Source organism: Peribacillus sp. NPDC097224 (assembly GCF_044761985.1).
In the GTDB taxonomy this organism is placed as follows: Bacteria; Bacillota; Bacilli; order Bacillales; family DSM-1321; genus Peribacillus.
Genome location: NZ_JBIWDK010000002.1, coordinates 581,686 through 594,312 on the forward strand (window position 1 = coordinate 581,686; position 12,627 = coordinate 594,312).

A 12,627-nucleotide genomic window follows, 5' to 3' on the forward strand; every position below is an offset into this window, starting at 1 on the left:
CTAGTTTCCTCCTGTTGCCAATGCCATAATTTTTTCTTGTGTTGCTTCCTTCTTCATCAATTCCCCGGCAATTTTACCTTCGTGTACAACAAGAACTCTGTCACTCATTCCCACAATTTCAGGAAGTTCTGACGAAACCATAATGATGGCGATGCCTCGTTCTGTTAATTCATTCATCAATTCATATATTTCACGTTTCGCTCCGACATCGATTCCCCTTGTCGGCTCATCCATGATCAACACTTTAGGAGAAGTTCCAATCCATTTGGCAATGACCACTTTTTGTTGATTTCCTCCAGATAAGTTGCCAATAATCGCTTCTGTAGACGATGTTTTCACGTGAAGACGCTTGACCATCATCTCCGCAAATTTTTTCTCATCAGCTGTCTTTACAATTCCGTTAGGGGCAAAGCTCTTTAGGTTTGGAAGGCCGATATTTTCGCGGATAGAAAAGTCCAGGATCAACCCTTCTTCTTTACGATTTTCCGTGATGAAGGCTAAACCATGCCGTACTGCATCTGTAGGTTTACGTATGGCTACCTTTTTACCCTCTATCTTTAACTCTCCACTACCTATTTGATCAATTCCGAAAATGGCACGCATGATTTCCGTTCTTCCTGCTCCCATTAACCCGGCTACACCCACAATTTCACCTTGACGGACAGCAAAATGAATATCTTCAAAGAGTCCTTTTTTAGTGAGTGCATTCACTTCAAGTACCACTTCTCCAGGGGATGCCTCACGATGAGGGAAACGGTCCTCTAGCTCACGACCGACCATCTTCTGGACCACTTCATCAAAATTGGTATCTATGATTCTTTTGGTATCCACTGTTTTACCGTCACGCATGACTGTGATCCGGTCACAAATGGCAAAAATCTCTTCCATCCGATGAGAAATATAAACAAGTGATACTCCTTTTTTTATTAGGCCTTTCATCACTTCAAACAACTTCTCAATTTCCCGATCGGTCAAGGCGGCGGTTGGTTCATCCATGATGATGACCTCAGCATCCGTCATCAGCGCTTTAGCAATCTCTATCATCTGCTGTTCGCCAACTGAGCAAAGACCGGCTTCTTTATCAAAAGGAAGCGAAATATTAAGCGTCTTAAAAATCTCATTGGCTTTAGCCATCATTTGTTTGTTTTTCAACACACCGAAAGCATTGACCATTTCCTTACCGATGAATAGGTTTTCTAATACCGTCATTTCTGGCCAGATATTCAACTCTTGTCGGATAAAGGCCAATCCTGCTTTTTCCGCTTCCTTCGAGTCCTTGAAGGAAACCTCTTTGCCATTGATCATGATTGTTCCCTGGTCATGTTTATGAAGTCCGGTCAAAATATTCATCAAGGTTGACTTTCCGGCTCCGTTTTCCCCCATAAGTGCGTGGACTTCTCCTGCCTCTAAAGAAAACTGTACGCCCTCTAATACCTTGTTCTGGCCAAATGCCTTATAGATATTACTCATTTCAATTTGCATACTTTTCACCTCATTTCGTTAAAAGAATACGCCAGACTGCAAAATGCAATTGGAATACGGCGTCGTTTCTCCTGTACGGATGACTGCCTTTGCTTTACGCGTCAATACTTTGAATTCCTCGTGGGAAATATAATCAATCGATTCTCCGAATTCTTGTTTCATGAAAAGATGCTGTTCTGGATTTTTTTCTATGATTTCATTAGCCGCAATTACCTTTTCAATAACCATATCGTCGTGAACGGCACGAACGACATCTTGAAAAGAAGGTGTTCCCGGTGTTAATGCTACATCTATTTTGAGCACTCCCTCAGGAACTGGCAGGCCTGCATCTCCAATGACGATATAATCTGTATGTCCAAGATCGACTAGTACCTTGGCGATTGAACTATTGATGATTCCATGACGCTTCATGAATTAAAGCTCCCTTCGACTTCTTCCCTTGTCGGCATACCGCCCTGTGCGCCAAACTTCGTTACTGAAATAGAAGCTGCTCGGTTAGCAAAGAGCAAACACTCTTCGAAACCTTTCCCTTCTGCAACAGCCACAGCAAAGGCGGCATTAAACGTATCCCCGGCCCCTGTTGTATCGACTGCCTCGACCACGAAACTTGGAACCACTCTCTCTTGTTCCCCATCGAAATAGCGTACTCCGTCTTTCCCTTCTGTGATAAACAATTTATTAGGATATTCGGCCAAAACTTCACTCCGATCCCTTCCCTTGAAAAGAATGTCGAATTCGTGCTCATTCGGGGTGATGAAGGATGAGCGCTGAATAACAAGCTCACTAATCTCACGTGCAGGTGCAGGGTTCAACAGTAATTTTTTCTGGAGCTTTTCACATAATTCAGCAAGAAACTCCACAGTTTCCTCCGGTATTTCTTGTTGAACCAGGACGATATCGCTCCCTTCTATAATTTTCATTGCCTTTTTGACATAATCGGGGGTGATGGAATCATTAGCACCTTTAACAACTATAATGCTATTATCTCCCTCTGAAAGCGTTATATGGGCAGTTCCGGAAGCTTCACCTGCAACCGGTTCCACAAAATTGGTAAAAACGCCGTTATTTTTTAAATTTTCGAGGATAATTTCTCCGTAAAAATCATCTCCTACACAACCGACCATCGTTACTTCAGCACCCAAACGGGCTGCTGCAACGGCTTGATTGGCTCCTTTTCCACCTGGAACTGTTACAAAAGAATCCCCAAGGACCGTTTCGCCTGCGATTGGACGCTTAGGCGATGTAACGACTAAGTCCATCGAGGAACTTCCGACTACTGCTATTTTTATCATGACTCCGCCTTCTTTCTCGTAGTTAGTCTTTCAACAAATGTAACTGGAAGCTTTCTATGTGTCTCTTCTATTACTTCCTGATTGATTCTTTTAATCAATAACTCTGCTGCCTGTTTTCCCATCTCATAAGCTGGCTGCCGAATAGTCGACAGAGGCGGGTGTAATAATGCTGTGAAGGCAATATCATCGTACCCAATCAATTGGATGTCATCAGGGATGCGTTTTTCTCTTTTTAAGATCTCCTGTAAAATCGCTGCTGCCACTATATCATTACAAGCAATGACTCCATCTACATGTGGATATTTTTCAAATAATTCTTGCGCACAGACCTGACCACCTTGAATGGTAAGCGGCGAGTCCACAACATGGAACTTCACCTTTGCAAGCCTTAACTCTTCCATTGCCGCTACATACCGGTCATACACAGGTTTTATTTCAACAGGACCCCTGATTAAAACGATGTCCTTACTTCCTCTATCTATCAATATTCGGGCCGCCAGTTGGCCACCCGCCCTTTGGTCGGAATAAACCGCGGGCAGTCCCTCTACCGTCCGGTCCAGCAAGACGACGGGGATTTCCAGGTTGCTAAAACTTTCATTTCCTATCTCACTTGTAGAAGCAATCATTCCCACTACATTGTTTTGCAAAAAAGTATCTATATATTCCATTTCCTTATTTCTCTTCTCATCACTATTGCCAAAGATTAACCGATATCCATATTGTTGGAGATAATCTTCTACCCCCCTTGCCATCTCAGGAAAGAAGGGGTTCGTAATGTCAGGTAAAATAAGGCCTATCAATTTAGATTTACGTTTATAGAGGGATCTAGCCACTTCATTCGGCTTGTAATTCAATTTTCCCACAGCTAACATGACGGCTTTTCTTGTATCTTCATGTGCGTACCCGCTGTCATTTATCACTCTAGAAACCGTCGCTACGGAAAATCCCGCTTCCTTTGCAACATCCCGAATAGTCGCCAATACATTCACCTCAATGTGTTATCTGTAACCGTTTCCACATTAGCTTATCATCATTTTATATGAACGGCAAGTCCTATTATCTTAGCAATTAGTAGGTACAAATAACTAAAAAGTGTAACACAATCCACCATTCTTTAAAATTTACACTGAGTAAAATGTGATTACCTTTCTAAATCCTGTCCTTGGATGCATATCGATGATCTTTTTCTTTCGCTGTTTTCATAACAAACTCGTCGGTTTCTCACTCGATTGGGTGGGATATATGAATCATTTATGAACTGTGCGGTACCGCTCCTAACATGGGAAATGATGAAAATCGTATGGCCATGCAGCCTCGTGGTATGAATCGAGATTTGGATTCACGTGGTGGAATTAACAGCAGCTATTCCAAGGAAACCATCATTCTATCATCTGCCCTCCTTTTATTACTATTCGGTGCGATAGCCTTTGCTCTCTCCTTTAGACGCAGAGGAAGAAAGGGTTAATCGTTTAAAAATTCATCACAATCAGGTATCCCGAGTTTGGGACGCCTTTTTCCATGTTGCTTTCATCAAACACACGACTATAAGGAGACATCCAATCTTTATAACTTCGCCTTATTTTTTTACAAACCGAAACGCTATATCCATTTTTATTACAAGGTAGTAAAATAATAGGAGGGTGAATTTTATTTTCATCTAAACATTTTCAGTTGTTTATTATTTTTCTATAAAGGGTAAAGATTTCCATTATCACTTTTCCGATCGTTCTATATGTATCTTGTCAAACGTGTCGGTGTCAGGGGGGAAAGAATGAAAAGAAATCATACGATGATGCAATTTTTCGAGTGGCATTTAGAAGCGGATGGAAAGCACTGGGAAAGATTGAAATACGCGGCCCTGAAATTGAAGGATACAGGAATTGACTGTATATGGCTTCCACCTGTTACAAAGGGCCAATCCCTAGAGGATAATGGGTATGGTATTTATGACGGGTACGATTTGGGTGAATTCGACCAAAAAGGAACCGTGCGTACAAAATACGGGACAAAGGAAGAATTGCATCAGGCGATTGCCGCCTGTCATAACTACGGGCTATGCGTATATATCGACCTGGTCATGAACCATAAAGCTGGGGCTGATGGCACTGAAAAGTTCGAAGTCATCGAAGTCAATCCAGAGAACAGGATGGAAGACATATCGGAACCATTTGAAATAGAGGGATGGACAACATTCGATTTTCCCGGACGTAATAATCAGTACTCCTCTTTTAAATGGGACCATACTCATTTTAATGGAACAGACTATGACGCCAAACATGACAAAATGGGCGTTTACCGGATAACAGGCGAAAATAAACATTGGAGTAAGCATGTCATTAATGAATTTGGGAACTACGATTACCTGATGTTTGCCAACATTGACTACAGTCTTCCAGAAGTTCGGCAGGAGATGATCACCTGGGGAAAATGGATGGTCGACACATTGAAATGCGATGGTTTTCGTTTAGATGCTGTAAAGCACATTGATTATGAATTCATCAATGAATTTTTACAAGAACTCATCCCTTACACAAAGGAACATTTCTTTATGGTGGGTGAATTCTGGAAGGCAGACGTAAATGCCTGTCAAACTTTTTTAGACCAAACGAATCATGACCTCAATCTATTCGATGTTTCCTTGCATTATAAATTTCACGAAGCCTCAAAAGCAGGATCTGACTTCGATCTCTCAACCATCTTTGATCATACCCTCGTTCAAACTAATCCGGCACAGGCCGTCACTTTTGTCGATAATCATGACTCTCAGCCCCATGAATCACTTGAATCATGGGTTAAGGATTGGTTCAAACCCTCGGCATATGCCCTAATCCTGCTTAGACTTTGTGGTTACCCTTGTGTCTTTTATGGAGATTACTATGGAATTGGCGGTCCTTCCCCGGTTCCCGGTAAAAAAGACATTATCGACCGGCTCCTGCATGCAAGGTATGAAAAAGCCTATGGTGAGCAAAAGGATTATTTCGATGATCCCCATACAATCGGTTGGGTTCGCCTAGGCGTAGAAGAGCTAGAAGGATCGGGATGTGCAGTCGTCGTCTCCAACAGCGATCAAAACAGTGAGAAAAGGATGTTTGTTGGCGAGCACCGCGCCGGTGAAATCTGGACCGACCTAACCTTCCATAGAGATGATCACATTACGATAGAGGAAGATGGGTATGCAACGTTTCCCGTTCATGGAAAAAGCGTATCCGTTTGGGCACTCAATCAATAAGTGATTTGCCTCCTACAGCAAAAACAGTAAGGTTCATCATCATCCTACTGTTTTTGCTGTTGTTTCTCATGGAAAAAGAAACCCCCATTACACCATTTCAAGCATGCACGAAGATTTCTCCATCCACAGCAACCATGGTAAGATAAGGGAAAAGGAGTTGGATGAATCATGAAAGATAAAATCATTGAGAGGTTTACATCTTATGTGAAGGTGGATACACAATCAAACGAGGATGTTTCCAGTTGTCCTTCCACAGCTGGGCAACTGCATTTAGCCCAACAGTTGGTGGAGGAGTTACAAGCTATCGGAATGTCCGATGTCACCATTGATGAAAATGGTTATGTCATGGCAACTTTGCCTGCCAATTCAGAAAAGCAGGTTCCGACAATCGGCTTCCTGGCCCATGTGGATACGGCAACGGATTTCACAGGGAAAGATGTGAAACCTCAGATCATTGAAGCCTATGATGGTAGTGACCTCCTATTACATAGAACATTGAATGTCATTCTATCACCTGATGACTTTCCCTCCCTTCATGACTACAAAGGACACACATTGATCACCACGGATGGAACAACCCTTCTTGGGGCGGATAATAAAGCAGGCATCGCTGAGATCATGACGGCTATGGACTATTTACTTCAACATCCAGAAATCAAGCATGGAAAAATCCGCGTGGCCTTCACTCCCGATGAGGAAATTGGAAGAGGCCCCCATAAATTTGACGTGGAAGCCTTCAATGCCCAATTTGCTTACACAGTGGACGGTGGCCCGCTTGGTGAACTCGAATATGAAAGCTTTAATGCTGCGTCTGCCAAGATTACCATAAAGGGCACGAACATCCACCCGGGCACAGCCAAGGGAAAAATGGTCAACTCCGCTAAAATAGCCATGGAGCTACATAGCAAACTGCCTGTTAACGAAGCACCGGAATACACAGAAGGATATGAAGGCTTTTATCATCTTAGCTCATTCCATGGAGACGTAGAAGAAACTAAACTATCCTATATCATCCGGGATTTCGATAAGCAAAAATTTAATGATCGTAAAAACTTCATCAAGCAAATTGTCGCCGAGTTAAGTGATAAGTATGGACATGAACAAGTCAAACTGGAATTGACTGACCAATACTACAATATGAAAGAAAAAATAGAACCGGTCAAAGAAATCGTCGATATCGCATACGAAGCCATGGAAAGGCTCGGGATTGAACCAAAAATCTCTCCAATCCGTGGAGGGACAGATGGGTCTCAGCTCTCTTATATGGGACTGCCTACCCCTAATATCTTTACAGGCGGCGAAAACTTCCATGGAAAATATGAATTCATCTCCGTCGATAATATGGTGAAAGCAACAAATGTCATTATTGGAATTGCTTCAATCTTTGAGGAAAAGGCGGTTTAATCGCTTTAACCACACGCGAAAAGCCCAGACTCTATACAGTCTGGGCTTTTGCATGTGGAGTATTCTTATAGTGCACGTGACCAATGTCGATGTTGGGCAATCGCCTCAATGAAACTAGCAGTGGATTTACCCTCTGCATCTGCAGTAATCGTGACAACTCCTGTAATAGGATCACCTGCTGGTATTCCTGCCTGGATCAGAATATCGGCTGCTTCTGTCCCTGCCCCAATCGCTTTGAAATGGTTATAAGCTTCGTCAATAAAATAGATGGCATCTTTTACAGCTTTCAATTGCTCAATGCTTTTCTTGCCACCCGCCACATAAACGGCATCATATAAAACCGAGTCTGCAGTCAGGAAGCTTTGACTCACCTCTAGTTGTTGCCCTTCTTCACTCGTAATCATTCCGCGATTCGTACTGATGATTTCAGCCATGATTCCAGCTGTTTTAAATGCGTCCATGACTTGGTCCATTTCAGAGCCCTTAAATCCATCGGCAGCCAATACAGCCACTTTACGCGTTGCAGGCGTAATGATCTTATTTTGCTCCTGGCTTAAAGCCGGTGAAGCCAATTCTACTTCCGATTCATTTTTATTGGTAGGAGGGTTTACACCGACTCCTTCCGCAATTTTTTCAGCCAATTTCAAGTCCACATTGCTGAACATCTCAACAATTTGTTGTTGGAGATCTTTACTTTTCACTTTACCCACTTCAAAATGGAAAGCTTCGATTATATGTTCTTTTTCCACGTCCGTCATACTATTCCAGAATAGTTTCGCTTGGCTGTAATGATCTTTAAAGCTTTCACTACGCTGACGCACTTTTCGGCCATCTACCTTCTCTTGGTAGTGAGCATATCCACCTTCCGCTTCCGATGCAGGTTCGGGAGAGTTATTGGCTAGCCCATTTTTATGGTAGCTGACTTGTCCTTGGTTGATCGTCATGCGATGCATACCATCACGTTGATTATTGTTAACCGGTGCTACTGAGCGGTTAATCGGAATCTCATGGAAATTCGGTCCACCCAAACGTGAAAGCTGGGTATCTGTATACGAGAATAGTCGTCCTTGAAGCAACGGATCATTGGAGAAATCAATGCCCGGTACGACATGCCCAGGGTGAAAAGCGATTTGTTCCGTCTCGGCGAAGAAATTATCCGTATTTTGGTTCAATACCATTTTCCCGATAATTTTCACTGGAATCTGTTCTTCCGGCCATAGTTTCGTAGGATCTAGGATGTCGAAGTCGAAGTTGAATTCATCTTCCTCCTTAATCATTTGCACACCAAATTCGAACTCGGGGTAATTTCCTGCTTCAATCGCTTCCCACAAGTCTTGACGGTGGAAATCAGAATTTTTCCCGGCAATCTTCTGAGCCTCGTCCCATACAAGGGATTTCACACCAAGAACAGGCTTCCAATGGAACTTGACGAAATGGGAGACGCCTTCTGCATTCACAAAACGGAAAGTATGGACACCGAATCCTTCCATCATGCGAAAGCTTCTAGGAATGGCTCTATCCGACAAATGCCACATTACCATGTGGGCTGTTTCTTCATTGTTCGCAACAAAATCCCAAAATGTATCATGGGCGCTTGCAGCTTGAGGTATTTCATTATGGGGTTCTGGTTTAACAGCATGGATCAAATCGGGGAATTTAATCGCATCCTGTATGAAAAATACCGGGATATTATTCCCAACCAGGTCATAGTTCCCCTCTTCTGTGTAAAACTTCGTTGAAAATCCACGGACATCCCGGACGGAATCTGCTGAGCCGCGTGAACCCGCTACTGTCGAGTAACGGACAAATACCGGGGTCTTAACAGAAGGGTCTTGGAGAAATTTTGCCTTTGTAAATTCGCCCATTGGCTCATACACCTGGAAATAACCATGTGCGCCTGATCCACGTGCATGTACGATACGCTCAGGAATGCGCTCATGGTCAAAATGGGTCATTTTCTCACGGAAATGAAAGTCCTCCATCAAAGTTGGTCCACGATCCCCCGCCTTCAAGGAATGTTCATCTTCGGAAACTCGCAAACCTTGATTGGTTGTCATCTTTTTCCCGCTATCATCCACTCTATATTGTTCCAACTGTTGGTTCTTGCTTTGTTCATTATCTTTTTTCATCCTTGTCTTCCCTCCAGTACCTTGTCGATAAAAGTCGATGTATAGTCCATTTCATGATGTATGTATGCTAAATAAGTATCTTATTCTTTAATACCACCCTAATTTCATCGATAAACAGGAATCACAAAAGTTATAGGACAAGAGTTCTTTAAAAGCTTAAGACAAATGACGACCTAGAGATGTATCCGCTACTCCCTCCATATCTTTTTATAAAAAAATGGCTACGGAGATGCTGTTCTCCATAGCCATTACTCATGATAACTTTTTGCTTCTTACACTTCGCCTTCCGCAAGCCAAGGGAAAAATCCATCTAGGAATTTCTCGGTCGCAGGCATGAAGTATGAGCCGTAATGATAGTCGGGGTCTAGTGTCATGATTACCCAAGTACCTTTCGTACTAACCTTGTCGATGTATAGGACAGCTCCGCCATCTTCCGTTGAAACCAGGATATCTGTCCCTGCCGGAGGCCAATACACCCCGTGTTGGTGCCATGTCGCATCGGCAAGTGTAAGATAGCGACTGAATAAATCATGATCGGGACGTTGCAACACTAAACCACTTTTGGCATCCTTATCAAGCCACCACCAAAAGTTCGTTTCTCTGAATTCCCAATTATGGCCTGGTAGCCATTCATTTAACTGTGGTCCAAAGGAAACGATGATCCCTCCCTCATCAGCAAAATCCATAATTTTTTTCATGGATTTCATGAGTAGGCCCATATGCAACTGGGAAGGAAGAAGGATTACATCAAATTCATCTATAGACGTTTTTTCTAAATCGGGAAGATAAATAAGTTTCTCAATGTATTTGCTGTATTTCGGTTCGGTATATGTCCGATTATGTTGCGAACTGCCTCCATCGATGACTGCAATTTTTCTCATCCCATTTCACCTCTCTCCTGAAGCGTTGAATACTCATCCCGTACCCATTGTATGAGTTGTGGACCAATGCGCTTTTTCGTTCCACTCGCATTCATCGCACCAAAAAGGTCACTACCTGCATGAACTAAAATAGTGCCCTTTGTACTATTCCTGTCAATATACGTGATAGGTTCTCCGCCAGGTAAGGTCAACAGAACTTCCGCTCCTTCGGGAATTGGATGGTGCCCCCTTGCGAAAAATCCCGAAACTCCTTTATTATAAGTCATATCATCTTCCTCTACCCCGTCAAAGATTGGATGGTGATGATCGATTGAAACCTCATAATCCTTGTAACTATGAATGGTTTTAGGGATGAAGGAAGAACCTCCAGGTAACCAGTCCAAAAACAAATTCCCACTAAAAACGACAATCTTCTTATCATCCAAAAACTCACGAATGACTTCTTTATGTCTAAATAAGAATTTCTGATCAATTAACCCTTGAACGACCAAGCATTTATAAGGTTTTAAGTCTATATTGGGCAGTTCATATGTATCAACAAAGGTAAAGTCATCCTGATATTGCGGGTCATTCACCCTTGCCTTTCCAAAGTAACTTCCTGTGTCAAGCATCAGAAAGTCCGTTCTATTCTTATTCACTTTTTTTCCTCCTTCGTGTTGCTCTAACTCTAACAATGCTGTTGTGAGACTTTGTGTGAATAGATCCTTAAGGGGTACAAGATTGGGATGCTCCCCTGTACTTTACTGGAAAACCCTATCCGCCAAAGAAGTGACTAAAAGGACTTCCCTATAAGCATAATACGGACTATACAGTAATCGTACTTTAAATTTATCATCATTGATAATCATTATCAATGGAAGTATTTTTTCCTTTTATAAAAAACCTCCAATTATAAAGGTTTCATGTCGATTATTATATTCTAGAATCGATTTATTTATTTTTTGAATAATAAAATTTGTGACTTTAGCAAGAAAAAATCTTAATTCTATAAAGCCATTTCCTTTGGAACCAAAGAAAAAGGATTTCTCCCCATGGAAGAAACCCTTTTTCTTTATTCCCGCTTTGCACACTCTTACAAGCCCTTGCTACTGTCTTTGCGATTCCATTTGAGCAGTTTTGGATCTTTAATTTTCATTTCCTTTTTATTCTCCCAATCCTCTTCCGTTCCGTCAGCCTCATACTCCTTAATTTCTTCAATAATCCATTTCTTCTTATCGGCATTATAAATCATGGAAAAGTCACGCACCGCTTTATAAGAAAGGTCATCCATTTTCTTTTTGTTTTTGAGTTTCATTTTGCTGTGATAGGACACTACAGCTACTGCTTCCGCTCTCCACTGATTATCAAAGTAACTGATATCCAAATCATCCAGATTAATGACGGCCCCTAAATATTGTGAATGTACTTCATCGACATAATTTTTGACCTGTTCAAAGTTTTCCGCAACAATGGAGGTATCATCTTTAATGTCATCCGAAACATTGGTAAGCTTCTTGGTATCAAAACTGCTGGTTTCAAATACGGCCCAGTCATGATTGAAAACATCGACAGCGGACATGACCGATTTTTGTACATCTTTATCATTTCTAGCCAAGGAATCAGGATCCACTACAAGCGTGACTTCCTTAGATCCACCCCAGACATCTATCTTATCCTTTTTCATGAAAGTACCCAGTTTGTTCTTTACTGTAGTGACCGTGTTATACGTCCCAGGCAAAAATGGACCATACGTGCCCTTCTTACTCTCTTTTACGGATTCCTTCAAGTCATCTACAGAAAGGGATAGTTGATCTTCATCATTTTGTCCCGTCACTTTAATGAATCCGGTTTTGACTCTCATTTTGTATTCCTTGAAAATGCCCCATTTTTTCCCCGACTCCACCAAGCTGACTTGCTGGTTGGTTGCCGAAAAATCCTTATCTTCTACTTGTTCATCCAATCCGTCCTTGATGGCATCAAAACTCGAGTCATTTTTGTTTAAGTACGTAGCAAATGCCTTAATGGATGCATTATTTACCACCGTTCCCTTTTTATCAGGATCGAGTAACTCCTTAAGTTGGTCCGTATCTTTCTTTTCAACTGCTTCTGTAAAGGATGCCACTACTTTTTTGGGTTTATTGTTTTGTTGAACGAAAAGCATGGTGACCAAGACCACGGCAATTAAGGCAACAGCGGAGACCCCACTTATAATCCAAGCTTTTTTCGACATA

The 12,627-nt window shown here is 42.1% G+C and carries 11 protein-coding genes; 3 read left to right on the forward strand and 8 right to left on the reverse strand.

Annotation, left to right across the window (positions count from 1 at the left end; genetic code table 11):
- From ACIQXR_RS06280 to ACIQXR_RS06295, 4 genes are read right to left on the reverse strand one after another with little or no spacing between them, the layout of a single operon-like run.
- A complete protein-coding gene (locus ACIQXR_RS06280; protein ID WP_402870033.1) occupies positions 1–1,482 on the reverse strand; it encodes a sugar ABC transporter ATP-binding protein in 1,482 nt (493 codons plus the stop codon).
- Between the two features lie 18 nt (positions 1,483–1,500).
- Positions 1,501–1,893 carry a D-ribose pyranase gene (rbsD, locus tag ACIQXR_RS06285; RefSeq protein WP_402870030.1) on the reverse strand — a complete coding sequence of 131 codons (393 nt, stop codon included), beginning with the start codon at positions 1,891–1,893 and terminating at the stop codon, positions 1,501–1,503.
- Positions 1,890–2,774: a ribokinase gene (gene rbsK / locus ACIQXR_RS06290; RefSeq protein WP_402870027.1), complete on the reverse strand. Its 885-nt coding sequence runs from the start codon at positions 2,772–2,774 to the stop codon at positions 1,890–1,892. Before rbsK ends, rbsD begins: the two co-directional genes overlap by 4 nt.
- Complete coding sequence (locus ACIQXR_RS06295; protein WP_402870025.1) at positions 2,771–3,754, reverse strand: LacI family DNA-binding transcriptional regulator; 984 nt, start codon at positions 3,752–3,754, stop codon at positions 2,771–2,773. Before ACIQXR_RS06295 ends, rbsK begins: the two co-directional genes overlap by 4 nt.
- A gap of 299 nt (positions 3,755–4,053) precedes the next feature.
- Between ACIQXR_RS06295 and ACIQXR_RS06300 the strand changes: the two genes are divergently transcribed.
- The 3 genes from ACIQXR_RS06300 to pepT all read left to right on the forward strand — a co-directional run bounded on the left by ACIQXR_RS06300 (position 4,054) and on the right by pepT (position 7,407).
- Positions 4,054–4,239 (forward strand): hypothetical protein, encoded by a 186-nt coding sequence (locus ACIQXR_RS06300; protein WP_403079744.1) that lies wholly within the window; start codon positions 4,054–4,056, stop codon positions 4,237–4,239.
- A 306-nt stretch (positions 4,240–4,545) separates the two neighbouring features.
- Positions 4,546–6,003: an alpha-amylase gene (locus ACIQXR_RS06305; RefSeq protein WP_402870020.1), complete on the forward strand. Its 1,458-nt coding sequence runs from the start codon at positions 4,546–4,548 to the stop codon at positions 6,001–6,003.
- A gap of 168 nt (positions 6,004–6,171) precedes the next feature.
- Positions 6,172–7,407: a peptidase T gene (gene pepT, locus ACIQXR_RS06310; RefSeq protein WP_402870017.1), complete on the forward strand. Its 1,236-nt coding sequence runs from the start codon at positions 6,172–6,174 to the stop codon at positions 7,405–7,407.
- A gap of 65 nt (positions 7,408–7,472) precedes the next feature.
- Here pepT and ACIQXR_RS06315 read toward each other — a convergent pair whose 3' ends face one another.
- The 4 genes from ACIQXR_RS06315 to ACIQXR_RS06330 form a co-directional block, all read right to left on the reverse strand.
- Positions 7,473–9,536, reverse strand: coding sequence for a catalase (locus ACIQXR_RS06315; protein WP_402870014.1), 2,064 nt, complete (start codon positions 9,534–9,536; stop codon positions 7,473–7,475).
- 272 nt (positions 9,537–9,808) lie between these two features.
- Complete coding sequence (locus tag ACIQXR_RS06320) at positions 9,809–10,417, reverse strand: hypothetical protein (protein WP_402870012.1); 609 nt, start codon at positions 10,415–10,417, stop codon at positions 9,809–9,811.
- Positions 10,414–11,055, reverse strand: a complete 642-nt coding sequence (locus ACIQXR_RS06325; protein WP_402870009.1) for a phosphate starvation-inducible protein PhoH — start codon at positions 11,053–11,055, stop codon at positions 10,414–10,416. Before ACIQXR_RS06325 ends, ACIQXR_RS06320 begins: the two co-directional genes overlap by 4 nt.
- Before the next feature lie 434 nt (positions 11,056–11,489).
- On the reverse strand, positions 11,490–12,626 hold the full coding sequence (locus tag ACIQXR_RS06330; protein ID WP_402870006.1) for a TcaA second domain-containing protein: 1,137 nt from the start codon (positions 12,624–12,626) through the stop codon (positions 11,490–11,492).
- Position 12,627 lies beyond the last annotated feature (1 nt).